At 43.3% G+C, this 24,398-nt stretch carries 26 protein-coding genes and 1 pseudogene; 16 read left to right on the forward strand and 11 right to left on the reverse strand.

Going from position 1 to position 24,398, the window contains the following annotated elements; genetic code table 11:
• Positions 1-304: 304 nt before the first annotated feature.
• Both ahr and O9332_RS14635 read left to right on the forward strand, forming a co-directional pair.
• Positions 305-1,309, forward strand: a complete 1,005-nt coding sequence (gene ahr, locus O9332_RS14630; RefSeq protein ID WP_002758768.1) for an NADPH-dependent aldehyde reductase Ahr — start codon at positions 305-307, stop codon at positions 1,307-1,309.
• Positions 1,310-1,337: 28 nt separating this feature from the next.
• On the forward strand, positions 1,338-2,114 hold the full coding sequence (locus O9332_RS14635; RefSeq protein WP_002758766.1) for a Uma2 family endonuclease: 777 nt from the start codon (positions 1,338-1,340) through the stop codon (positions 2,112-2,114).
• A gap of 125 nt (positions 2,115-2,239) precedes the next feature.
• Here the strand turns inward: O9332_RS14635 and gifA are convergent, their stop codons facing one another.
• Positions 2,240-2,440 carry a glutamine synthetase inactivation factor IF7A gene (gene gifA, locus O9332_RS14640; RefSeq protein ID WP_002758764.1) on the reverse strand — a complete coding sequence of 67 codons (201 nt, stop codon included), beginning with the start codon at positions 2,438-2,440 and terminating at the stop codon, positions 2,240-2,242.
• Between the two features lie 136 nt (positions 2,441-2,576).
• Between gifA and O9332_RS14645 the strand changes: the two genes are divergently transcribed.
• Positions 2,577-2,711 carry a hypothetical protein gene (locus O9332_RS14645; protein ID WP_288026164.1) on the forward strand — a complete coding sequence of 45 codons (135 nt, stop codon included), beginning with the start codon at positions 2,577-2,579 and terminating at the stop codon, positions 2,709-2,711.
• A 68-nt stretch (positions 2,712-2,779) separates the two neighbouring features.
• Positions 2,780-2,971, forward strand: a complete 192-nt coding sequence (locus O9332_RS14650) for a hypothetical protein (RefSeq protein ID WP_071825014.1) — start codon at positions 2,780-2,782, stop codon at positions 2,969-2,971.
• On the opposite strand, the gene O9332_RS14655 is transcribed toward O9332_RS14650, so the two are convergent.
• Together O9332_RS14655 and O9332_RS14660 are read right to left on the reverse strand one after the other, a co-directional pair.
• Positions 2,923-3,510 (reverse strand): hypothetical protein, encoded by a 588-nt coding sequence (locus O9332_RS14655; RefSeq protein WP_002758762.1) that lies wholly within the window; start codon positions 3,508-3,510, stop codon positions 2,923-2,925. The two genes, O9332_RS14650 and O9332_RS14655, sit on opposite strands and share 49 nt — an antisense overlap.
• A gap of 375 nt (positions 3,511-3,885) precedes the next feature.
• Entirely contained in the window at positions 3,886-4,029 is a 144-nt protein-coding gene (locus O9332_RS14660) for a transposase (RefSeq protein WP_353851563.1), read from the reverse strand.
• On the opposite strand from O9332_RS14660, the gene O9332_RS14665 reads away from it, so the two are divergent.
• Positions 4,028-5,596 (forward strand): NAD(P)H-hydrate dehydratase, encoded by a 1,569-nt coding sequence (locus O9332_RS14665; RefSeq protein ID WP_288026166.1) that lies wholly within the window; start codon positions 4,028-4,030, stop codon positions 5,594-5,596. The two genes, O9332_RS14660 and O9332_RS14665, sit on opposite strands and share 2 nt — an antisense overlap.
• A 249-nt stretch (positions 5,597-5,845) precedes the next feature.
• Here O9332_RS14665 and O9332_RS14670 read toward each other — a convergent pair.
• From O9332_RS14670 to O9332_RS14680, 3 genes and pseudogenes are all read right to left on the reverse strand, one after another.
• A pseudogene (locus O9332_RS14670) lies at positions 5,846-6,503 on the reverse strand (IS4 family transposase); the annotation flags it as partial.
• Positions 6,482-6,841, reverse strand: coding sequence for a hypothetical protein (locus tag O9332_RS14675; protein WP_052276459.1), 360 nt, complete (start codon positions 6,839-6,841; stop codon positions 6,482-6,484). The pseudogene O9332_RS14670 and the gene O9332_RS14675, both read right to left, overlap by 22 nt.
• A gap of 118 nt (positions 6,842-6,959) precedes the next feature.
• Positions 6,960-7,793, reverse strand: coding sequence for a photosystem II manganese-stabilizing polypeptide (locus O9332_RS14680; protein ID WP_002761031.1), 834 nt, complete (start codon positions 7,791-7,793; stop codon positions 6,960-6,962).
• 299 nt (positions 7,794-8,092) lie between these two features.
• Here O9332_RS14680 and O9332_RS14685 point away from each other — a divergent pair, with 299 nt between their 5' ends.
• The 3 genes from O9332_RS14685 (at position 8,093) to O9332_RS14695 (ending at position 10,193) form a co-directional block, all read left to right on the forward strand.
• Positions 8,093-8,296 (forward strand): hypothetical protein, encoded by a 204-nt coding sequence (locus tag O9332_RS14685; protein ID WP_196219853.1) that lies wholly within the window; start codon positions 8,093-8,095, stop codon positions 8,294-8,296.
• 50 nt (positions 8,297-8,346) lie between these two features.
• The gene (locus tag O9332_RS14690; RefSeq protein WP_002761033.1) at positions 8,347-8,691 is read left to right on the forward strand and encodes a hypothetical protein; all 345 of its coding nucleotides are present in this window, start codon (positions 8,347-8,349) and stop codon (positions 8,689-8,691) included.
• 68 nt (positions 8,692-8,759) lie between these two features.
• Entirely contained in the window at positions 8,760-10,193 is a 1,434-nt protein-coding gene (locus O9332_RS14695) for a phosphoglucomutase/phosphomannomutase family protein (protein WP_002761035.1), read from the forward strand.
• Positions 10,194-10,245: 52 nt separating this feature from the next.
• Here the strand turns inward: O9332_RS14695 and O9332_RS14700 are convergent, their stop codons facing one another.
• Both O9332_RS14700 and O9332_RS14705 read right to left on the reverse strand, forming a co-directional pair.
• The gene (locus tag O9332_RS14700; protein ID WP_159292786.1) at positions 10,246-11,601 is read right to left on the reverse strand and encodes a (Fe-S)-binding protein; all 1,356 of its coding nucleotides are present in this window, start codon (positions 11,599-11,601) and stop codon (positions 10,246-10,248) included.
• Positions 11,602-11,610: 9 nt separating this feature from the next.
• Entirely contained in the window at positions 11,611-12,897 is a 1,287-nt protein-coding gene (locus tag O9332_RS14705; protein WP_002761039.1) for an FAD-binding oxidoreductase, read from the reverse strand.
• Between the two features lie 255 nt (positions 12,898-13,152).
• Here O9332_RS14705 and O9332_RS14710 point away from each other — a divergent pair, with 255 nt between their 5' ends.
• Entirely contained in the window at positions 13,153-14,340 is a 1,188-nt protein-coding gene (locus tag O9332_RS14710; RefSeq protein WP_288026171.1) for an aspartate aminotransferase, read from the forward strand.
• A gap of 93 nt (positions 14,341-14,433) precedes the next feature.
• The gene (gene radC / locus O9332_RS14715) at positions 14,434-15,165 is read left to right on the forward strand and encodes a RadC family protein (protein ID WP_002761042.1); all 732 of its coding nucleotides are present in this window, start codon (positions 14,434-14,436) and stop codon (positions 15,163-15,165) included.
• 83 nt (positions 15,166-15,248) lie between these two features.
• On the opposite strand, the gene O9332_RS14720 is transcribed toward radC, so the two are convergent.
• Complete coding sequence (locus tag O9332_RS14720) at positions 15,249-15,539, reverse strand: DUF4164 family protein (RefSeq protein WP_072927055.1); 291 nt, start codon at positions 15,537-15,539, stop codon at positions 15,249-15,251.
• A 331-nt stretch (positions 15,540-15,870) separates the two neighbouring features.
• On the opposite strand from O9332_RS14720, the gene purM reads away from it, so the two are divergent.
• The 4 genes from purM (at position 15,871) to O9332_RS14740 (ending at position 20,879) form a co-directional block, all read left to right on the forward strand.
• Positions 15,871-16,896, forward strand: a complete 1,026-nt coding sequence (purM, locus tag O9332_RS14725) for a phosphoribosylformylglycinamidine cyclo-ligase (RefSeq protein WP_125732753.1) — start codon at positions 15,871-15,873, stop codon at positions 16,894-16,896.
• 204 nt (positions 16,897-17,100) lie between these two features.
• Positions 17,101-17,310 carry an NAD-dependent epimerase/dehydratase family protein gene (locus tag O9332_RS14730; protein ID WP_012267053.1) on the forward strand — a complete coding sequence of 70 codons (210 nt, stop codon included), beginning with the start codon at positions 17,101-17,103 and terminating at the stop codon, positions 17,308-17,310.
• 147 nt (positions 17,311-17,457) lie between these two features.
• Positions 17,458-17,784 (forward strand): hypothetical protein, encoded by a 327-nt coding sequence (locus tag O9332_RS14735; protein WP_002790813.1) that lies wholly within the window; start codon positions 17,458-17,460, stop codon positions 17,782-17,784.
• 53 nt (positions 17,785-17,837) lie between these two features.
• On the forward strand, positions 17,838-20,879 hold the full coding sequence (locus tag O9332_RS14740; RefSeq protein WP_288026176.1) for an MGH1-like glycoside hydrolase domain-containing protein: 3,042 nt from the start codon (positions 17,838-17,840) through the stop codon (positions 20,877-20,879).
• Between the two features lie 95 nt (positions 20,880-20,974).
• On the opposite strand, the gene cofH is transcribed toward O9332_RS14740, so the two are convergent.
• Both cofH and psb29 read right to left on the reverse strand, forming a co-directional pair.
• Positions 20,975-22,111: a 7,8-didemethyl-8-hydroxy-5-deazariboflavin synthase subunit CofH gene (gene cofH / locus O9332_RS14745; RefSeq protein WP_288026178.1), complete on the reverse strand. Its 1,137-nt coding sequence runs from the start codon at positions 22,109-22,111 to the stop codon at positions 20,975-20,977.
• A 137-nt stretch (positions 22,112-22,248) separates the two neighbouring features.
• Complete coding sequence (gene psb29 / locus O9332_RS14750; protein WP_174718083.1) at positions 22,249-22,935, reverse strand: photosystem II biogenesis protein Psp29; 687 nt, start codon at positions 22,933-22,935, stop codon at positions 22,249-22,251.
• Positions 22,936-23,151: 216 nt separating this feature from the next.
• On the opposite strand from psb29, the gene smpB reads away from it, so the two are divergent.
• Together smpB and O9332_RS14760 are read left to right on the forward strand one after the other, a co-directional pair.
• Positions 23,152-23,616, forward strand: a complete 465-nt coding sequence (gene smpB, locus O9332_RS14755; RefSeq protein ID WP_002732921.1) for an SsrA-binding protein SmpB — start codon at positions 23,152-23,154, stop codon at positions 23,614-23,616.
• A gap of 118 nt (positions 23,617-23,734) precedes the next feature.
• Complete coding sequence (locus O9332_RS14760; RefSeq protein WP_288026180.1) at positions 23,735-24,283, forward strand: DUF2808 domain-containing protein; 549 nt, start codon at positions 23,735-23,737, stop codon at positions 24,281-24,283.
• Positions 24,284-24,398: the final 115 nt, after the last annotated feature.

Consider the following 24,398-nt stretch of genomic DNA (forward strand, 5'->3'; position numbering starts at 1 on the left):
AAGACCTCTTGCATAAATCCGAAAACAAACGATAGAAACAATAATGGGAGGGACTTTCAGTTAATTATTTATTAGTAGTTGATAATCTTCAAAAATGTTGCTGTACAAGGATCGACTTAAGACTTTTGCAAGAGGTCTATACTAAATCCTTTGAGTATAGGCTACATATCAGGACAGGCAAAAGGCAAGAGGCAAAAGGCAAAAGGCAAAAGAGAGAATAGATAATCAGTTTTTAATAACTGGATTTAGTATCAGAGCAATTTAGGATAAGATAACCAATAAACCCATTCTAGAGGACTTAATCATGATTAGAGCCTATGCTGCCCGAGAAAAAGGGGGAAAACTAGAGCCTTTTGACTACGATCCGGGTATATTAGGGGATGAAGATGTGGAAATCGCGGTGGAATATTGCGGCATCTGCCACAGTGACCTAAGTATGCTCGATAACGATTGGGGACTGACCACCTATCCCTTTGTCCCCGGTCATGAAGTGGTCGGTACGATCGCCGCTCTCGGTGCTAAAGTCAAAGAATTAAAGATAGGGCAAAGAGTCGGTCTTGGTTGGTTTTCCCGTTCCTGTTCGACCTGTGAAACTTGTATGTCAGGGGATCAAAACCTTTGTGCTACTGCCGAAGGAACTATCGTCGGTCGCCATGGCGGTTTTGCTGAAAAAGTCCGGGCCCATCATAGTTGGTTAGTTCCCCTGGGGAACCAGTTAGATGCGGCCAAAGCTGGCCCGCTTTTTTGTGGTGGTATAACCGTCTTTAATCCCATTGTCCAATTTGATATTAAACCCACGGCGCGAGTTGGTGTCATTGGTATTGGTGGATTGGGCCATATAGCCTTAAAATTCCTCAAAGCTTGGGGCTGCGAAGTAACCGCTTTTTCCAGTAGTCCCGACAAAGAAACAGAAGCAAAAGAATTAGGCGCGACTCATTTTATCAATTCCAGAGACCCCGAAGCTTTGCAATCGGTACAAAATTACTTTGATTTCATCATCTCTACCGTTAACGTTAATCTCGATTGGGGTCTTTATATCGCCTGTTTACGTCCCAAAGGTCGTCTGCATATTGTTGGGGCTGTTCTTGAACCCATGAATACCTATGCTTTTCCCTTGATTATGGGTCAAAAATCGATTTCTGGCAGTCCTTTGGGTAGTCCCAGTACCATCAATAAAATGATCGAATTTGCCTCTCGCCATGGCATTGAACCGGTGACAGAAACCTATCCTATCTCCCAGGTGAATGAAGCCATGGAAAAATTGCGAACCGGACAACCTAAATATCGCCTCGTCTTGCAAATAAAATAAAACCATCTCTATCCCGGACGTAACCCCAATGACTCAACCCCTCACTCCTCCAGTTATCGATTGGCAAGAACCACCCATTCCCCCGGAAGACTTGATTTTTGATGATGGAGAACCTTTGGAAACGCACCGTCACCGCAAGGCCATGAATGTCTTAATCGATTCTATCGAACAAGCCTATCAGGATCGAGAAGACTTTTTTGTTGGCGGTAATATGTTTATTTACTTTAGCCGTGAGCGGGTTTTTAATAAAGATTTTCGTGGCCCCGATTTTTTCGTTGTCCTCGATATCGATGGTAGTTATAAACGACAAGGATGGGTGGTTTGGAACGAAAACGGACGTTATCCCGATGTGATCGTGGAATTAATGTCAGAAAGCACCGCAAAAATCGATTTAACTACCAAAAAAGACCTGTATGAGCGGACTTTTCGCTGTTCCCAATACTTCGTTTATAATCCCTTTGATGCCACTTCCCTGCAAGGTTGGACTTTAGACCCAAATCAATGCTATCAAGAAATTATTCCCGACCACCGCGGTTGGTTATGGTGTCAACGTTTGGGATTATGGTTAGGAGTCTGGATGGGCAGCATCCAGCGAGAAGAAGCCCCTTGGCTACGTTTTTATGACCTAGACGGCAATTTAATTCTCCTACCCGCGGAATTAGCCGAAATCGAACGTCAGAATGCTGAAATCGAACGTCAACGCGCCCAGGCAGCCTATCAACAGGCTGAAAGCGAACGTCAACGTGCGGAACGTTTAGCGGCGCAATTACGGCAATTAGGCATAAATCCCGATGAAACCCCGTAATCGGCCCAGGACTGACCCCTATCTCTAAAAACCGAAAGCCCACACCTTCCGATCTCGGTTTGTGTGGGCTGATTGTTCACTTAATTCTAAGATTGAAAGCTGATACTTTGGCGAAATCTCAGACCCTAACTGAGAGTAACACCAGAGCGATCGTAAGTTTGTGAAGAAAAGTCGGCCGAGAAGCGACGTTGAACGGTTTCCCCGTAGCCATTGTCATTGTCAATACCGATTTCAGAAGCACTTCTCCCTAACATCGATTGTTGACGATTTTTAACGGCGTGGTGGTGACGCATCATTAAGGCACGAGCTTGTTGTTCTGTGGACATAATCATTTCCTCCGATCTGCAAATAGTGTTTCGAACTTTTTTAATCACCTACTAAATATATATAACATACAATTCTGTATCTATTTTTACAAAATGCCCTAATCCCAGAAAAATTAACAAAACTTTACAATAGGGTTTGCTGAAAAAGTTTGTTGGTGGGGTTAGGAGTCGGTCGTCAGGAGTCGGTCGTCAGGAGTCGGTCGTCAGGAGTCGGTCGTCAGGAGTCGGTCGTCAGGAGTCAGGAGATTATTTTTATAGTCATTTCAGATAAGTCTGATACACTCTAGACCAGTTAAACCCTTATGAACTCTGGCATTGATATTCTCAATCTTAATTGAAATGACTATATTTATTCTTCCCACACCCTACACCCCACACCCTACACCCCACACCCTACACCCCACACCCCACACCCCACACCCCACACCCCACACCCCACACCCCACACCCCACACCCCCACACCCCAAGACATCAATCGCCCTCAGACCTTAATCGAACTAGGTTCATCGACGGCGGCGATAATGCGATGACAACCGGAAAAGGGTTGCGCCCATTGATACTGGTGTTCTAAAGGATTACCCCAACAGAGGCCGAGATATAATTCCGTGCGCGCCACATCTAATTCCGCCCATTCGGACTGGGCGACTAATTCGGCTAGATAATCGGCAGAAATGGGACGACGGGAGTTAAGCGCCCACCAAAAATTCATATTAGGGGTGATACTGTTCCAAAACTCTAAAACCGAGGCTTTGGCAGCCATGAGAATTTCCTTGTCACCCGCCACGGCAACTAATTGATTATGAATTTCGGGATAACGGAGAGTGCGATCGCCCCATTGACAAACACGCCAGATAATGCCCGAAACCTGATATTGTTGTTGATAATCGTGAACTTGGCGGCGAAAATCCTGATAGGCGAAGACTTTGCCCACCTTTTCTAGATTGATCGCCTTGGCAATCACTGGATTATCAATGCGCTCCGCCGGGGAGAGTAACAGACGTTCCCCCTTGCAAGTGGCGTGCATTTCTCGCTCGAGGATTTCAATTAACTGCTGTGTCGAGTAAGCCATACTACCGCTCTTACCTGAGAGAGGATTTCTTTTTATGATAGAATAATTTAGTAATTAGGGTTGGCTGAATAAATCTAAAAACCTTGTTGGATAAGACTTTTAGACTTTTTTGTCCTCAAAAAGTGCCAGCTGAGAGTGATCGGGGCGAAAATTCTGGGACTTTTTCCCTGAAAATTAGGTAATTGACCGTCTGAAAATGGGTAAAACCCTACACCCAACACCCCACACCCGGCCCCGACGAAAAACTTTTTGCCGCAAACCCTAATTAAGCGACTAAGCTAAGACGCATCTTAACCGCCTATCCTTAGATTAGCTGAATTTCCCCCAATCCCTTTACTATTGCCTCTTGCCTCTTGCCCCGTCTCAACAAGCAATTTAAATGCTTGACAGCTTACTAACTGTTTTAAGGTTAGCAATTAACTTGGATAAAGCGATGTCAGGCTTGTAATCGATAATCAGGTGAACGTAATCCGAAAAAAAGTTATCTAGACCTGTTAACAGGCAATTTATCCCCCGAATGAGCTACAATTATCGGTCAAACGTGGTTAATAGTGAGCAGATGCGTCGCATTGAAGGGGCGATTTTTGCCTCTGGTATGCCTGTGGCCGCTTTGATGGAAAAGGCAGCCCTGTTAACGGCACAACAGCTTAAAAAGTCCTATTCTTTGGCTAATTTCCCAAAAATCGGCGTTATCGTCGGCCCTGGTCACAATGGCGGTGATGCTCTCGTGATTGCTAGAGAACTACATCTCGCTGGTTATCAAGTATCTCTTTTTTGTCCGATCGCCAAACTCAAGGATTTAACAGCACAACAGGCTAATTATGTCAAGCATTTAGGCTTAATTTTTCAGAAAACTTTAGAATCTTTAGAGGATTGTCAGTTAATTATCGATGGTCTTTTCGGTTTTGGTTTAGAAAGGACTTTATCGGGAGAGATTGCCGAATTAGTCGATAAAATTAATAGTTGGCAAAAACCGGTAATTAGTATCGATATTGCTTCGGGAATTCACACCGACACCGGAGAGGTTTTAGGCACGGCAATTAAAGCCACTCATACCTTTTGTTTGGGACTCTGGAAGCGAGCTTTTTTCCAAGATTTGGCCTTACCCTATCTGGGTAAAGTGGAGTTAATTGACATAGGAATTAGTCCCCTTGACCTAGAAACAATTCTACAAGATTCACCGCCAATTCTGAGGGTTAATCCCGATCTAATTCGCCCTTATTTACCTTTACCCCGTCCTCTCCTTACCCATAAATATCAGCAGGGACATTTATTAATTATCTGTGGTTCTCGTCGTTATGCAGGGGGGGCAATTCTTGCCGGATTAGGAGCGCGAGGTAGTGGTGTAGGAATGCTTTCTATTGCTGTTCCTGCTGCCCTTAAATCTTTATTAATTAGTCATTTACCAGAAGCATTAATTATCGATTGTCCCGAAACTGCCACGGGAGCTATTGCCGAACTTCCCCTAGAATTAAATAATTATCATGTCCTCGCCTGTGGTCCTGGATTAACTACAGAAAATCCCGCTATTATCGAACAGGTTTTAGATAGTGATAAACCGATTATACTCGATGCCGATGCTTTAAATATTTTGGCTCAACTGGGCATAGAAAAATTATCATCTCGTCAGAATAAGACAATTTTAACGCCTCATTGGGGAGAATTTAAACGCTTATTTCCTAACTTATCAGGTTCTCAAGATAGGATTAATATCACTCAAAAAGCATCTCAACAAAGTGGTGCAATTATCTTATTAAAAGGAGCCAGAACTATAATCGCCTCCCCGGAAGGTAAAATGTATATAATCCCCGAAAGTAGCTCCGCTTTAGCGCGAGGTGGTAGTGGTGATGTCTTAACGGGATTAATCGGCGGATTCTTAACCCAAATGCCGGATAATGCCCCGGAAGCAACCGCATTAGCGGCTTATTTACACGCTCAAGCTGGCATTTTAGCAGCCAAAGAAAGGACAGAATTAGGAGTAGATGGAGTAACTTTAGCTAATTATTTATTTGCTGCCCTTAAAGATTCGATCCCCCCTGCCCCCCTTGATAAGGGGGGTGCCGATAGGCGGGGGGATCAGAATTGATAATTTTTACTGTATCTAAATAGCTGGTTATAATTAAATTAAAAATGGATTTTAGATTCGATCCCCCCTGCCCCCCTTGATAAGGGGGGTGCCGATAGGCGGGGGGATCAGAATTGATAATTATTACTGTATCTAAATAGCTGGTTATAATTAAATTAAAAATGGATTTTAGATTCGATCCCCCCTATCCATTAGTCACATCTTTCTTAACATAAAATTTGACAAAAAGAGAAAAGTGTGCCAGATGGCTCAAGGGGGTTCTATGGGGGAACTAATTTGATGAGATAGTTTCCAAGTCTGGCTGATATCATGTAACCTTCGCAGTCCCAACCAAATAGTTTTAACACCAGGTTCACCGTCGCCTTTTCTACCTAAAAACCCCCCAAGAGAAGCAATCATTCTGACCGCTTCTGGCCAAGGAGGGCGGCTTTTCAGGTGGCGGACCCTTTTTATGAATAGTGGCACACAAAGATTGCCATTCATGTTCTTCCAAAAAACTTTCACAACTCTCCTCTCCGTGTAAGCGTGCTTGATAAGTTAACCAGAGTAATCTCCAAGCTAAAATTGAATAGGTAGCTAAGGCCATCTCAATTCTCCGACCCGTTTCTAATTGCCGTTTTTCTAATCCACAACCACTTTTTAAAACAAAATGATAGCGTTCTATCAACCAGCGATAACTGTACCAGCGCACACAGGTTATCGCCGATTCAAAGCTACTAATGTCTAGGCTAGTTAAGAGGAGCCAACTGATAGGATTAACCCCGGTATGAGGATTTTCTTCTTCAGCTAAAATTACCTGTAATTTGACAGATTGACTAGGCTTCGCTTTCGAGTGATGCTTAGGTACTTGTATTTCAAAACTGGCAAATCTAACTGTTAGTTTAGCTAGTCTAGCCTCGTGATATGGACAAACAGGGGTAAAGTCGGCACTTCAAAAGATAATCTTTCGGCCTTTCCTGTCCAATTTAAAAACGGTTCACCGATTGCCTTGAGTTTACGCGCTGCTATTTTGGCGGTTTCTAAATCTTCGGCTGCGAGAATTTGCTCAATTAAGGCCTCAGCTTCTTCTCGTGCGGGGTTTTCATCCCAGTTTAACTCCGGGGACAAGGAGGAATCATAACAATAGGTGACAGGGGGTTTTTTCTTCTTGAAGTGGGGTTCCGTGCCAATATCGGGGCGCTGGGGATGTTCCTCGCCATGGTTGTAACTTTTGGCTTCCGTTTTCTTGTTCGTCTTCTTGGGCATGAGCAACTCTTCCTCCATGGCGAGGTCAATCTTTATTTTAACCCCAAGAGAGCCGAAAAAAAGCGAACTTCTCTAGGGAGAAATTCGCCTTAATTTCCAGAAATTCTGAATTTATTAATTAGGCACGAGCTTCGAGACGACCGTAGAAAATGCCGCGAATTTTCACTTCTTCAGCATCTTTTGCCCCTAAATCGGTGTCGGAAGGCTGTTCACTTTCAAAAACACCAGCAAACTCGCCAGTAGAAGCATCAACTTTAGTCACCTGTAAAGACATAGTACCTTTACCCAGTTCCGTCGCTTTGACGTTAGCACGCTGGAAATCTTGACTATCAGCACTAGCGGGTAAAGCGACAGCATTATCATAACCCGTCACCACACCCCGACCTTTGGGATCTAAGAAACCAGCGCCACGATAGGAGGGAACTTTAAATTCGCCTTCAAAATCCGTGGAACTGTTAATCGAGTTAAATCCGGCTTCGGTTTTGCCAGTGAAACCTTTAATGGTAAAGAAGAGGGGAACTCTTTCACCTCCGGGTAATTGTACGGTAATGGGTTGGAAATCGATACCGTCTTCTTCCTTGAGGGTTAAAACACCGTCTTCACCTACGGTTAAGGTCGCTGTCATCTGTTCTAAACTGGTGGTATCTCTGGTTAAGAGTTTACCCGGGATAAAGGTGGCTGCTTCCCGCTTATTAATGGGTTCACCCTTGACAAAATATTCTTGGGGTTCCAAACATAAATCTGTCACCACATAACTTTCGCCGCTTTCTAAGGGGAGAGTACCCCGGGTAAACTCGGAAATCTGCGGACATTTGTTAGCTAATCCAGTGTTTAAAATTTCATCATAGGTTAGCTCGTTTCTATTCAGGACGGCACTAGGCGCGTCGCTACAAGCTGTCAACACCCCTAAGCACAAGGCTAAAAAGGCAACTAACAAGGCACGAAATCTCATCTATGTCAACCTCTCTTTGTCAATCTTTACAATTACTACCCTTGATCCATAGCCTGATGAATTATCGAATCGGTTGCGCCAATTCACCGAAACTCAGTTTATCAAAGATCAGTGACCATTGAGAAGATGGGAGACAGGGGACGGCAGGCAGGGGATAGGAGTCAGGAGATAGGAGTCAGGAGATAGGAGTCAGGAGACGGGAGTCAGCCGGCAAGAGGCAACAGTAAAGAGATTGGAGGAGATTCGGCTAATCGAAGAATAAGCAGTTTAAATACGTCTTAGCTTAGGAGTCAGTCCCGATGAAAAAATTTTCACCACCACAGATGAAAGAGGTTTCCTTCCCCACACCCCACACCCCACACCCTACACCCCACTTCCCCACTTCCCCACTTCCCCACTTCCCCACTTCCCCACACCCCACACCCCACACCCTACACCCCACACCCTACACCCCACTTCCCCACTTCCTCACACCCTCTTTCAAGTCAGGAGGCTCTAAGTAACTGATAGCTGATGACTGATATGATTGGTGTGACTGTTTTCAAATAGGAACATGAATAGCCGATTGCCGGGAGATAACAGCCAATTAGATAGCCAACTAGATTCCCTTGTAACGACGGTGACAGCGATCGCCCAAGAACAGCAGGGAGATTGTAACGGTTTGTTAATGTTGCTGCGAACTTTAGAAAATTTACATCGGCAAATTCGCGAGCAGATGTTCGAGCCATCTTTACCCAATACCCGTAAGGACTTATACGGATTACTCCGGGATATCGAGGAAACCGGGGGATGGCCCTATATAGAACGGATGAAGTTACAAATGTTAATGGAAAAATTATTAGCCAGTGAAGTCGGCGCGCTCGATTCGGCGGCAAAAACCGATGATCGAGAAAAATGAGTTTCCAGAGGTTACGGAGCGGGTTACAGTATTGGGAAAATGGATATTTTAGGGGTAGTTCGTAAATCATGACCACCGTGAACCCGATTAAATTTGGAACCGATGGCTGGCGCGGGATTATCGCCGCCGATTTTACTTTCGATCGAGTCGCTCTGCTCGCTCCCTTGGCGGCTCAGGTTTTAGCGGATAATTATGGTCAGATCACGGGTTCGCGGACGATGATCGTCGGCTATGATCGGCGGTTTATGGCGGAGGATTTTGCTCAAACTGCGGCGGAATCGCTGCAAAAAGCCGGTTTTGATGTGCTTCTCTCCCAATCCTACGCTCCGACTCCCGCTTTTAGTTGGGCAGCTCGAGCAGAAAATGCTCTCGGTGCGATCGTATTAACCGCCAGTCATAACCCGGCTAAATATCTCGGTTTGAAGGTTAAAGGTTATTTTGGTGGTTCTGTCTCGCCGGAAATTACCCAACAAATTGAAGCTTTATTGTCTAATCCGCCGCAATTTAACGCAGCTCCAGGTAAATTAAGCACTTTTGAACCGTGGTCAGGTTATTGTCAGGGTTTACGCCAAAAAGTTAATATTGCCGCTATTGCCAACGCGATCGAATCGGGACAACTAAAAGTTTATTCCGATGTCATGCACGGTGCGGCGGCTACCGGTTTAGAGCGTCTTTTGGGGGTGGGGATCACGGAATTACGCGGCAATCGCGATCCTTTGTTCGGTGGCGGCTCTCCGGAACCTTTACCGAGAAATTTGAGGGAAATCATCGATAAACTGGCTCACAGCGCAAATTTAGCCCCTTTGCGAGTAGGTTTGGTCTTCGATGGGGATAGCGATCGAGTAGCGGCGATCGATGGTCGGGGGAATTTTTTAAGCACCCAAAATCTCATCCCGATTTTAATCGAGCATTTAGCCGGCAAAAAGGGAATGAGAGGGGAAATTGTCAAAACGGTGAGCGGTTCCGATTTAATCCCCAAATTAGCCAGTTTATACGGTTTATCGGTCTTTGAAACCCCGATCGGTTATAAGTATATCGCCGATCGAATGTTGACCACTCCTGTGTTAATTGGTGGGGAAGAGTCGGGAGGTGTCGGTTATGGTACTCACATTCCCGAACGGGATGCTTTATTATCAGCTTTATACGTTTTGGAAGCGGTGGTAGAATCGGGCCAAGATTTAAGCGATCTTTACGCGCAATTACAGGATAAAACTGGTTTTCATTCTGAGTATGATCGCATTGATTTACCCTTAGCTAATATGGAAGCTCGCAATCAGTTAATTACTGCTTTGGATAAGGAACCCTTAAGGGAAATTGCCGGTAAACAAGTGACTGATTGTAATACTATGGACGGTTATAAATTCCGTTTAGAAGATGGCAGTTGGTTGTTAATTCGCTTTAGTGGCACAGAACCGGTTTTGCGTCTCTACTGTGAATCTTCAACCCTCGATCGAGTTCAGGAAATTCTCGCCTGGGCAAAATCTTGGGCTACCTATATCTAATAGAAAACGGGTTTCTTGAAGAAACCCGTTTTCTGTTTTAAACGGGGATGAACTAGGAAATTTTCAGCCCGCGAATCGCATAATCTAATAATTCGATGGGATGAATAACGGGTGTATCTTTTCCCTGTAATTGTAGATGTTTTTTAATTTGTAGGGAACAACCCGGATTAGGAGAAGCAATCACCGCAGCCCCAGTATTTAATAAATTGCGTACTTTCTGCTGACCTAATTCATCGGCAGTATCTGGCTGTAGCATATTATAAACTCCGGCACTGCCACAACACAAGGCCGCATCGATAGGTTCTTTTAAGTTAATATTGGGGATTTTTTGCAATAATTGCCGTGGTTGCACGGAGATTTTTTGTCCGTGTAAAAGATGACAGGCATCTTGATAAACTAGGGTTAATTCTGTCTCGGTAATCGGGGATAAATCAGCAGTTAACCCCACTGCGGCTAAAAATTCTTGGGCATCGCGTACTTTAGCCACAAACTCCTTAGCCTTATCTTTGTATTCAGGATCATCGGCTAAAATATGATGATATTCCTTGAGAGTATGACCACAACCCGCCGCATTAATAATAATATAATCAACCTCGGTTTCTGCAAAACTATCGATCATTTGTCTGGCTAAACTTTGTGCTTGTTTTTCCTGTCCTTGATGTGCGGGTAAAGCGGCACAACAACCCTGGGTTTTTGGGATAACCACTTCGCAACCATTGGCAGTTAAAACCCGCACTGTTGCTTCATTTACCGGCGAGAAAAAGAGGCGCTGCACACAACCTAAAACTACTCCCACTCGATAGCGTTTTTCAGTTTGGGAGGGAATAACATCGGCATAGTTTTTAAACAAAGAGGACAGGGTAATTTTGGGTAAAATTGATTCCATCGCCGCTAGACGGGGAAAGAGCATTTTTAAGATACCCGATTTCCTGACTAGGGTTTGTAATCCCAGGGTTTGATATAACCAGAGGAAAGGTAAAAATAATTTGAGACGGACGGGATAGGGAAAGAGATTAAAAATCAGAAAACGAATAATTTTATCTTTAAAACTGCGGGGTTGATTGCGTTCCACTTGCGGACGAACTGCGGCGATTAATTGATCGTATTGTACTCCCGATGGACAGGTACTAACACAGGCTAAACAGCCTAAACAAGTATCAAAATGTTGGCTAGTGGTTTCGTCTAAAACTGCTTCCCCTTTGTTAATGGCATTCATCAGATAAATTCTGCCCCGGGGGGAGTCCATTTCTTTGCCAATCACTCGATAACTGGGACAGGTAGATAGACAAAAACCACAGTGAACACAACTATCGATTAATTCTTGGGCAGGGGGATTCTTGGGGTCAAATCCTTGATTTTTTTGGTCGATTAATTCTTGAAAGTTAACGGAATGTTCGGAGGTTTGCATGATTTTAAATTAGATTTTGTTAAGAAAGCGTTCAGGACTAAAAATACCGTGAGGATCGAATTTAGTTTTTAGGGTTTTCATCATGGTAATCGCGTTACCTGTATAGCCCCAAGGTTCAATTTTTTCTTTTAGCGATGGCGGCGCAGTTAACACCGTTAAATAACCCTGATTGGCACTGCATAAAGAGCGAATTTTGTCAAGATTTTCCTCCGATTTTAAGATAACTTTACCCACCCCACTACTAATATTAATCGAGGCTAGTCCGTTAATTTGGTCGATCACTAGAGCTAAATTGCTGGGTAATAATCCTATTTTGCCGAAAAAATTGCCCTCTTGGTCATAATTATCGATTGTTTTTCGGTATCTTTGCCCTAGAGAAATTTCTTCCTCATCCCGATAATAATTGGTCTGACAGTCTAACTGTTGCCCTAAATAACTCACCTGTTGCGATTGTTCGCTAATACTTTCGGGAATGCTTTGAAAACGCAGCAGTAAAGCGACTTTTTCCCCTAATCCTAGTGCTTGCGTCATCCCTGGGTTTAAACATTCAGCCACGGTGGGAGTTAAGGCCGATTGCCGAATAACTTGACTCAATTTGCTAATATTTTCGCTATTTCCAGTGATGATCAGGGTTTCTGAGTTAGGGGTTTCGGGATACAGTCGCAGGGTAATTTGATCGATAATCCCTAAAGTGCCGTAGGAACCCGTAAATAGCTTCATCATGTCGTATCCCGCCACATTCTTGACCACACGCCCTCCAGCTTTAGCAATCTCGCCATCGTGACGGATAAAGGAGAATCCTAGGATCAGATCCCGGACACCACCGTATCTTTGCCGCCATGTTCCCGCGTCGGCTGTGGCTATAATACCGCCAATCGTGGCATTATCGGCGTAACTGGGATCAAGAGGAAGAAATTGACCGCTAGGAGCTAAAAAAGCCTGTAAATCCGCTAGTTTAAGCCCAGCTTGCACGGTTATAGTTAAATCTCCCCTAGCATGGTCAATAATCCGGTTGAGATTTTGGGTACTGACTAAAATATCGGGCGACTCGACTAACCCACCCCAATCTAATTTACTGCCTTGACCGTAGGCCAGTAAAGACAGACGATTTTCGTTGGTAAAACGCACCAGAGAGGATAAAGCGGTTGTATTAGCGGGATAAACTATAATTTCAGGACTTTTGCCCCTAATTGCCCTTGATAATCTTTCTTGTTCCTCTTTTGGCACTTGTTGCCAGGTAATAACTGTCGTGTCGGGGGGTAAAATAGAAGTTATCTGAACAGCGATCGCAGTCATATTTTACAAAAGAATTGAGGAGTGAGGAGTCAGGACTTACCGGCCGATAATGGCGAAGAATGGGGGTAATGCTGGGGCTATCAGTAATTTTCAGCCTCTATTAATCAGATTACCTTAGTTTGGCTCTCCATCTCCGATGTCAGGCAATTCTAGCAATATTGAGGCACAAAGAAGTCAGCTTAATAACTGACTGCTAAATTAGCCATACACTCGTGTCATAATGTTAGATTACCTCGATCAGTAAGCCAAGAAGTAATGAGTGTAGATTGGACGAATAGCCGCGCCAAGCGATTAAGTGCCTTACCCCCCTACGTTTTCGCCCGCTTGGATGAATTAAAAGCCTTAGCCCGCAAAGAAGGACTAGATTTAATCGATTTAGGTATGGGCAACCCGGACGGTGCTGCCCCGCGTCCAGTTATCGAAGCGGCCATTCAAGCTTTTGAAACGCCCCAATTTCACGGTTATCCACCCTTTGAAGGAACCGCCAGTTTCCGAGAGGCGATCGCTAAATGGTATGATCGCTGTTATGGTGTGGAACTCAATCCCGATAACGAAGCTTTACCGCTGCTAGGTTCCAAAGAGGGCCTATCCCACCTGGCCTTAGCTTATGTTAACCCCGGCGATGTGGTCTTGGTTCCCAGTCCCGCCTATCCCGCCCATTTTCGCGGTCCCTTGATTGCTGGGGCGACGCTATACCCGATCATCTTAAAAGCGGAACAGGATTGGCTGATAGATATCGATTCTATCCCCGAAGATGTGGCTAAACAGGCGAAAATCCTCTATTTTAACTATCCCAGTAACCCCACCGCCGCCATTGCCCCCCGAGAATTTTTTGAGAAAATCGTTGCCTGGGCCCAGCACTATGAGATTATGCTCGTCCACGATCTCTGTTATGCTGAATTAAGTTTTGATGGTTATCAGCCCACCAGTTTATTAGAAATTCCGGGGGCAAAAGAGATTAGTGTCGAATTTCATACCCTCTCGAAAACCTATAATATGGCTGGGTGGCGCGTCGGTTTTGTCGTGGGCAATTCCGATATTATTCAAGGGTTACGCACCCTGAAAACCAATCTCGATTATGGTATCTTTTCCGTCATCCAAAAGGCGGCCGAAACCGCCCTACAACTGCCGGATGAATACGTCAAACAAGTACAGGAAAGATACCGGCAGCGACGAGATTTTTTCATCAAAGGTTTGGCGCAATTAGGTTGGGATATTCCCCCCTCTAAGGCGACAATGTATCTCTGGGTCCCCTGTAGCGTCGGCATGACTTCCACGGATTTTGCCCTCAGCGTTTTGCAAAAAACCGGTGTCGTTGTCACTCCGGGCAATGCTTTTGGAGAGGGAGGGGAAGGTTATGTGCGCGTCAGTTTAATCGCCGATATCCCGCGATTAGGGGAAGCTTTACAGCGCCTCGAAGATGCGGGAATTCGCTATCGGTAAGGAGAGTTTTTTCCCTTGATTTACCCACCAAATCCCTCTAGGCACTGACTAAAATTGTATGATGGAATTTTATCGCGGTAGCTTGCCACTTCCATGACCTACAGCTTAAGAATTGCCGATATTCCCGTCAGTGAAAGACCAAGGGAACGTTTAATCAGTGTCGGGGCGAAAAACCTCAGTAACGCCGAATTATTAGCGATTTTACTGGCTACAGGTCAAGGTAAAGGCAAACTCTCGGCAGTGGGTTTAGGACAGCATATTCTCAACGAATTGAGTAAATATCGCCGGGATCCCTTGGACGTTTTGAGGGATATTCACCCCCATGAATTAACCGCTATTCATGGCATTGGACCGGCTAAGGCCACTACTATTCTAGCGGCGATCGAATTGGGAAAACGAGCTTTTCAACGACGACCGACGGAAAAAATGGTCATCGATAGTCCCGATACCGCTGCCGCTATTCTTGGACACGAACTAATGTATCAGTCTCAGGAACGTTTCGCCGTTATTTTACTCGATGTCAAAAATCAGTTAATCGCACTAAAAGTGATTACTATCGGCACAGCCACAGAAACACTGGTACATCCGCGAGAAATCTTTCGAGAAGTGGTTAAACAATCAGCTACTAAGTTAATTATCGCCCATAATCACCCCACCGGGTCACTTGTGCCTAGTCAAGACGATATTTTACTCACAGAACAATTATTACAGGGGGCCACCTATCTAGCCATTCCTCTCCTAGATCATTTGATCCTCGGTAATGGCAACTTCCAAAGTCTTCGCCAAATCACGGATCTTTGGGAAAAATATCCCCAAGAAGATTGACAGAAAAGACATTCGATCAAGTAGTTTAATTTTTTAGCCGTTTCAATTGGGCGTTAATTTCTGCAAACATTATGCGATCGCTGTCAAGGATTGGGGAGAAAACCAAAAATTTTGGCCGCTCCTCCTAAAATGGCAACAACCAAAGCTATCAGAATCCCCCGATTGGTAAATTCTTGATCAGCGACCCTTGCAGTTAACCCTTTAATTTCTGCGGTTAGTCGCTCATCTAAAGCTTTAATGTCCCCTCTTAATTCTGATTGTCCTATCTCTAGCTTGTTTAAACGCTCGTTGACATCTCTTTGTAAAAAGTCGATTTTCCCCTCAATCCTTGTCAAGACAGCCTCAAGGGAATAAGTGACCGTTTCGTTAGACATTTTGCTAAACTCCTAATTAAGTAATCTCAATTAATTGTTAGATAGTGGCGCAGACTTCTGATTCTTTGTATCTTATCTTTAATTGTAACCGGCTACTTAGTCGATGATAGGTGCTGGGTTACTTTAATCATAGTCCATCACACAATCACACCAATCACAGTCGATGAGATGTGCTGCGTTACGACGGATTGTCACCTTCGAGTCAAAGCAGCAATTTTGGCCGTCTCGCGCACCCTTTCCTCCCCACTTCCCAATTCATAATTCACAATTTATAATTCCCATGGGACTGAAATCTGGGTAAAATTTGAGAGATACAATCGGTCAATTGGGCATGGATTATAAAGAAGCGGGCGTGGATGTGGAAGCGGGACGCGCTTTTGTCGAGAAAATTCGCCAAAATGTGGAAAGTACCTTCCGTCCCGAAGTTATCGGCGGTTTAGGCGGTTTTGGCGGCTATTTTCAGTTACCTTCCGGTTATCGGCAACCGGTGTTAGTATCGGGAACTGATGGTGTGGGAACCAAGCTAAAAATTGCCCATAGTCTCAATTGCCATGATACGGTGGGAATTGACCTCGTGGCCATGTGCGTCAACGATGTCTTAACCTCTGGGGCCGAACCTTTATTTTTCTTGGATTATCTGGCCACCGGTAAACTGGAAGCGTCACAGTTAGCAGCGGTGGTATCGGGAATCGCTAGGGCCTGTCGTGATAGTGGTTGTACTCTTTTGGGAGGGGAAACGGCGGAGATGCCGGGGTTTTATTCGGCGGGAGAGTACGATTTAGCGGGTTTTTGCGTCGGTATTGTCGAAAAAAGTCAATTACTCGACGGCAGTAAGGTGCAAATCGGCGATGTGGCTATCGGTTTAGCCAGTAGTGGGGTTCACAGTAACGGTTTTAGTCTTGTTCGTAAGATTATCGACACCCAGGGCTTAAATTGGCAAGATTGCCCCGAAATTTTGGCCGGCTCTAGCTTAGGTGAAGTTTTGTTAACTCCCACTAGACTTTATGTTAAACCTGTGCTAGAACTTCTGCGCTCTGGGTTAGATATTCACGCCATGGCCCACATTACTGGGGGTGGCATCCCGGAAAATTTGCCCCGCTGCTTAGGTAAAGGGCATTCCGTGCAGATTTACCGCGAAAGTTGGCCAGTTTTGCCGATTTTTCACTGGTTAGCCCAGATGGGTTCGGTTAATTCCGAAGCCATGTTCAATACTTTTAATATGGGTATCGGTTTTGTGATCATTGTCCCATCGGATCTGGCGCAATTGACTATTAATCAACTACAATCCTCTGGGATTAATGCCTACCAAATCGGCGAAGTGATTGCCGGCAAGGGGGAGATTGTTGGGCTTGATTAAAGTTAGTTCAGGCTAAGAAGATTTTGCCATGAATTCCACCAAAAAATCAGGTTGACTGGCTGGGATAGCAGCAGAGTTTCGGCCTATCCCCAACCCAATTTATATTAAGTTTTTTTACTTAAGTAGTTATACTTAGTTTGCTTCTCGATAGAATTAGGTCAGAACCTGATAAGACACTTTTTCAGAGAAAAGGAGGTTATAGCCATGCAAGGAACGCCTATCCCCCAACTATTAGGAGACCAGTGGTCTGGGAAAAAGGTTCTGGTGACTGGAGCTTCGGGATTTAAAGGCAGTTGGTTATGTAAAGCACTTTTGGAGCTTGGCACTCAGGTTTATGCTACTATTCCCATTCACAACGTCAGACACCCCCACTCAGCTTACCAACTTTTCGATCTGATGTTTAAAAGCGATTGAAGTCAAACTTAATAATCCATCTCAATGGCAAGAAATTTGCCAGCAAGCAGAAAAATCTCGGTTCTTATGGAAAGATACTGTTAGCCAGTACATTACAAAATTGTATGAACATCAGAACGTCGAAAAATACATAAGGAGTTAAAGATCATGTCTAGAGAATATCAAAGTAAAATCAACCAAATATATATGAGGTTATTTAGTGGAACAACTTGGGAATCTACTCTACCAGATATTTATGAACAGGCTGGAAAAGCTTATGCAGAAATCTATGAACTTAATTGTAAAAATGGATACTGGAAAAGAGCAGATGGCTTTGACAACACATTGATTTACTACATGGCAGAATGGATAAAAAATAACATTTTAAATAAGTTTATTTCGCTCCGTACTCCAAGAGAATTAGCGGATGAAATGGCAACACAGATTCTTGATTACTATCATACCAAGTACCTAAGTACAGGACAAAAAATATAAGGACTGCAAAAAGCTAAGTACAGGACAAAAAATGAAGATAAAGGAGAAAAGTCATGTTGACAACTCAAGATACCCAAAAAGATAATTCCTTCGCAGAAGCTCGGAAACAAACTGAAGAATACAAACGCTTGCAAGAAGCTCGGAAACAAACTGAAGAATACAAACGCTTGCAAGAAGTCCGTGAACAAAATATCCCTTGGAAAAAATGGGGTCCCTATTTAAGCGATCGCCAATGGGCAACTGTCCGAGAAGATTATAGTCAGGATGGTAGTGCTTGGAGATATTTTGATTACGAGCAATCTCGTTCTCGTGCCTACCGTTGGGGAGAAGATGGAATATTGGGAATTTCTGATGAGCGTCAGCGTCTATGTTTTGCCCTAACCCTTTGGAATGAAGAAGATGAGCTTTGGAATGAAAAAGATCAGCATTCCGAAAAGCATCTCAAAGAAAGATTTTTTGGTTTAACAGGATTCGATAGCTGGCCTAATCAAGGAAATCACATGGAAGATGTCAAGGAATATTACTTTTATCTAGATAATAACCCCACTCATTCTTATATGAAGGCATTGTATAAGTATCCTTATGAATTTCCTTATAAGAAGCTCATTCAAGAGAATAATAAACGAGGAGATGCTAAGTATAGTCGAGGAGAGGAACACCCTGAATATGAGCTAATTGATACAGGTTGCTTTGACAATAATAGTTACTTTGATGTTGTTATTGAATATGCCAAGAAGACTCCTGAAGATATTTTAATTAAAATTACTGTTTGGAATCGAGGCTCTGAAGCTCATCCACTACATATTTTACCTACTCTCTGGTTTCGTAACACTTGGTCTTGGTTGGGAGATGCAGAAAGGGAAAAACAAAAACCAAGTTTGCAGAAAGTTGCCAATAATGTAGCTACTATTAAAGCCCATCATAGTGAGTTAGGTGATTATTATCTCTATTGTCAAGGAGATACTCCTCTGTTATTTACTGAAAATGAAACTAACAACGAACGCATTTTCCATACTCCTAATGCGAGTAAATATGTTAAGGACGGAATCAACAATTATGTCGTTAATCAAGAGCTAGATAAAGTCAACCCTGAACAGAAAGGGACAAAAGCAGCCGCTCACTATAACCTCACTATTGAAGCTGATAAACCTCAAGTGATATGGTTGCGCTTGACAGATATTGCGCCAGATCAACTACCTGATGCTAATCCTTTTGGAAGTGATTTTGAGAAGGTTTTTGACAAGCGCAAAGAAGAAACTGACGCATTTTATCAAGCTATTACTCCTTCAGATTTTCCAATTTCAGATGAGGAACGACAAGTTCAACGACAGGCATTTGCAGGAATGCTATGGAACAAGCAATTTTATTACTATATAGTTCAAGATTGGCTCAAAGGAGATTGGTCATATCAAGACAGAAAGTGGCATAAAATATATCCCCCACGAAAAACATCTGAACACATCAGAAATAACGACCGCAATAAGAAATGGACTCACTTGCACGGTGAAGATATAATTTCCATGCCAGATAAATGGGAATATCCTTATTTTTGTGTCTGGGATTCAGCTTTTCATGCGATTACCCTTGCTTTAATCGATCCAGATTTTGCTAAAGAGCAAATATTGCTTTTTACTCAATCATGGTACAGCAAAGATAATGGGCAAATTCCGTCTTGTGAATTTGGTTTTGATGAAGTAAACCCTCCCATTCTTGCTTGGGCAGCTTTGAAAGTTGACGAAATAGAGCATGACATATATGGCTCTCCTTGCGATCAAAAATTTTTGCAATTAATCTTTGATAATTTGCAAAAGACTTTAGATTGGTGGCTAAAAAATAACAGGCTACCTAAACAATCAGGAGAAACAAAAGAGAAATATGTTTTTAAGGCTGGATTTTTAGGATTAGATAATATATCTATAGTTGATCGAAATCAATTCCTCACCCAAGAAACAGTCACAATAGAACAAATTGATGCCACAAGTTGGATAGCAATGTTTTATTTGAATATGTTGACAATAGTTACTAAGTTAGATGTAGAGAAGCAAAAAGAGCGTGAAAATTCTGCAAAAGATTTCCTGAAAAACTTCATATTAATTGTCCATGAAATAAACGAAATTGTTGACAAAAATCAAGTTGCTTTTTGGGATAGCAATGATAACTTCTACTATGAAGTTTTGAAAATTTCTCTGGAAAAATTTTCCTTAGAATTACCACTAAAATATCGCTCCATTCTTGGTATTGTTCCTTTGTTCACTGTGGAAACTTTTGGGAAAGAAACAGAAACAGATTTAACTAGGAATTTAAGAGCAAGCTTTTATAATCCAGAATCTTGTTTTGCTAGGTTTAGGAATGAGGAAGAATTCAAGTATTTACTGGGAGAAGAAGAATGTGTTGATATTCGATCAGATTTACATGAGTGCCTAGATTTATTTTTATCAATTGTCAACAAGAAGAAATTACAAAATATCATTGATAAGCTTCTTGACGAAAAGGAATTCTTAAGTGATTATGGAATTCGATCTTTGTCTAAATTTCATGAAGAACACCCGTATCAATTGGATGGTATGATAAAAATTGTATGGCATCCTGAAATTAAGGCAAATCCAGATGTGCAGCCTTTTCCAATTGAAATGAAATACGAACCTGCTGAAACAAAAACTCCTGTACATACTGGAAATTCTAATTGGCGTGGTCCGGTATGGTTTCCCATGAATTTTCTGATTATTGAATCTCTGAAGAAGTTTCATAAATACTTCAATGTCTGTTTAAAAGAAAAAGACTTTGGAGTATTATGTCCTTCAGTATCGCACCACAAAATTAGCCTTGAAGAAGTTTCAATTGAACTATCTAAGAAACTCATTAAGATTTTCCTGCCTGATTGGTCAGGGAAACGACCAGTTTACGGAGATAACCCAAAACTTCGTGAGCTTTTCAAAACCCCTGATGGTCAGGATTTAATACTGTTCTACGAATATTTTCACGGAGATACGGGTCAAGGACTGGGAGCAAGCCATCAAACAGGTTGGACAGGACTCGTAGCTAATTTGATCTATCAGGTCGGAGAATATAACTATCTCAATAGCGCACCTTCTTAATACTCAATTAACTTCAGTCGGACGGGAGAAGGAAAGTTTTAGCCTGAATCCCGGATCGAGCTTTCAGCTAATCCAGGATTCGGGTTAAATAGACTCTAATAGATTGTATCCCGTTGACGGGCCGGGCGATCGAGGGATTTAATCGCCGTTGCTAATTCCTCGACGGTCAAACAAGTACCGCCCACAGCCCCGGCCATAGTGGTAATATGTTCTTCCATGAGAGTGCCACCGAGATCGTTGCAACCCCAGTTTAAAGCTTCTGTCGCCCCCTGTAAGCCCAATTTTACCCAACTGGGTTGATGATTTTTAATGCTATTGCCCAAATAAATCCGCGCCACTGCTGTTAATTTTAATGTATCGGCTAAAATTGGTTGATCTCGTCCGACTCGATTTCTCAGGGGTTTGGGGGCCGATTGTCCCACAAAAGGCAATAAAATAAATTCGGTGATTTTAGCCCGATAATTATTTTCTAGGGCGATTTCTTGCTGTTTTCTAATTTTTTCGAGGTGCTGCACCTGTTGGCTAGGGGTTTCAATATGACCGCAGAGCATGGTACTGGTGGTATGTAACCCCAAGCGATGGGCAGTACCGACTATTTCTAACCAAGTGGCGGCATCGATTTTTTCTGGACAAATTACCCGTCTTACCTCATCCACTAACACTTCGGCAGCCGTCCCCGGGAGAGAATTGACTCCTGCTTCTTGCAGAGAAGCGATAACTTTTTCGTAACTTAAACCATCTTCTCTAGCGATAAATTGGACTTCTTGGGGCGAAAAAGCGTGTAAATGCAGGTCAGGAAAGGCTTGTTTCAGGTTTTTAACAATTTCGAGGTAATAGTCTAAGGAATTGCCCTTAATCTTGGCTTTTGGGTTTAATCCTCCCTGCATACAAATTTCCGTCGCCCCACGACGGACGGCATCCGCCGCTTTAGCGATAATTTCCTCTAAATTAAGCCAGAAGGCCCCTTCTTCATTTTCATCGCGTCTGAATGCACAAAAACTGCAATGCTGCTCACAAATGTTACTAAAGTTAATGTTGCGATTGATAACGTAGGTGACGGTATCTCCTGCCTGTTGACGACGCAAAAGGTCGGCCGTTTCCCGAATCTGGGCAATTAAACGGTTATCGGTAGTTTCTAGCAAGATAATCGCTTCTTTTGCCGATAAATTTGCCCCTGACCGCGCTTTTGCCAAAATATCGGTTACGGGTGCGGTGATGGAGGAGTTAGTCACGGGAGATAAATATTAAGGGTTGCCGATCTTAATTTTAGAACGAGGTCAGAAGGAACAGTAAAGAAAGAGAGCCGATTTAATCCTTTTTCTGTTCCCTATTCCCTTGTCTGCACGCGGTAATTTCCGGTTGAGAGCCTTTATTGCGGGGTGGTTTGTTTTTCCTGTTCTTTTTGTTGACGTTTTTTCTTTTCTGCTTCTAGGGCATCTTCGATCACCTTGAGCAGCTGATCCATTTTATCAAGATTACCGCGATAAACATCGAGGTCTTTTTGCAGTTTCTCGCTGGAGAGACGGAGAATTTCTGAGAACTTTTGCAAAATTTGTTCGCGTTTTTCTTTTTCCTTGATCATGTCCGGTTGTGCTTCCGCCAAAATAGTATAGAGACCGATGGCAAACAGGCGACTATACTTAAACTTAGGCGCGTTGATAACCGAAACTAAACTATCAGACAACTGATTGTTACCACCCAGAGCAGGGTTTTGCAGTTGGGAAAGCAAGGAATCAATATTAGTTTCTTTGGCAATAGCGATCATATTTTCGGCATCACGACGATAGACTTCGGGATTACCGTTAACCGCTTGGCACAAAGCATTAAAAATATTCGGTTTATCCTCCCCCGGACGATAGCCTTCCATGAACTTCTCGAAAGAAGTAACCACACCAAGGGCATAAATTGGATCATAATGGAAATCTACATTAACGGAGAGCAGGTGCATCTCGACTAATAATTCCTCAACCACGCGCCGATACACCGAATTGATGGGGCGGGTGTGGCGAGTATAAAAATCACGCTTACTATCGGAAACAGTACGAATTTTGTCCACAGAACCAAACTTCATAAAAATTTAACACTGCTCTCATTTTCTCCCTTCTCGTTCCCCCTGACAAGGCCAGTGATCACCAAAGAGCGGCAAGCAGTCAGTCCCCAGAGAGCAAAAGAGCGAGTAAGATATAAAGATAAGGACATGGAAAAATCGAGATAATTAGCCGATACTGCCTCTACCAATCGCTTTTTTACTTTTCACTTTTCAGTTGACTATATGGCCAATCAAGACGACAAAATCAAAATTATCACTGATAACCGGCAAGCGCGCCATCTCTACGAGATTTTAGAGACTTTTGAAGCGGGGGTGCAGTTGCTGGGGACCGAGGTTAAATCCGTGCGTGCCGGTAAGGTAAACCTGCGGGATGGTTACGTTTTAGTCCGCAATGGTGAAGCGGTGTTAATTAATGTTCATATTTCCCCCTACGAACAGAGTAGCGAATATTTTAATCACGATCCGCGCCGGACGAGAAAATTGTTGATGCACAAAAAGGAAATCAGCAAACTCATCGGTCAAGTGGAACAGAAAGGCTTAACTCTTGTGCCTTTAAAGATGTATTTTAAAGGTAGTTGGGTAAAAATCAGCATTGGCCTCGGTAGAGGCAAAAAATTACACGATAAACGCGAAGATTTGAAACGTCGTCAGGATCAACGGGATATGGCGCGAGCGATGAAGCGTTAACCAAGACACTTATCGGACTGGCAAAGGTCTAGGTAAGAAACGATCGGGTTTTGTTACAGTTGAACTGTATTAGGCTCCTTGCGGCCGTCACCATCCCCCTCACTTTGGGTTAAAATTTATGTTAAAACTCTTGACAAAAATAATTAAATATGCTAAGGCACCCGCTTTAATTGCTCTATCTTTAGCTGTGGGTGCGGGGATTATTTTACCAAAAATAACTTTAGCCAATGGCAACCCCGGCCTAACCATTTTTAGTGGAGTCGATCGCAAGGATATCTTAGATTATTTCTTGCAATTTGGTGGTCGTCCCAAGCAAATGGATCGTTATAAACTCTATATTCCCCCGAAAAAACTCTCCCAAGGGGCCTCGGCTTTTTTTATTTCCTATCCCGATTATTTTAACGGCCAGTTTGACACTAATAAAATCGAGGTACGCACCAACGGCAAATCTTTACCTTTAAAGGAAGTGGTTTGGGATAAGGATAGTCGCATTATTCAAATTGTCCCCGAACAAGCGATCGATCCCACCAGCAAAGTTGAAATCGTCATGTCTAATGTCAGAAATCCCGAATTAGGCACTTATTACTTTACCTGTGATGTGATTGCCTCTGGCAATATTCCCGTCCGTCTCTACGTTGGGACTTGGATTGTCAGTATCGAACCTTAAGTAGGGTTTGCGGCAAAAAGTTTTTCGTGGGGGTAGGGTGTGGGGTGTGGGGTGTGGGGTGTGGGGTGTGGGGTGTGGGGTGTGGGGATAATAAATAAAAGCTGCCTTCTGCCTT

This window comes from Microcystis sp. LE19-10.1B (genome assembly GCF_027530565.1).
In the GTDB taxonomy this organism is placed as follows: domain Bacteria; phylum Cyanobacteriota; class Cyanobacteriia; order Cyanobacteriales; family Microcystaceae; genus Microcystis; species Microcystis aeruginosa.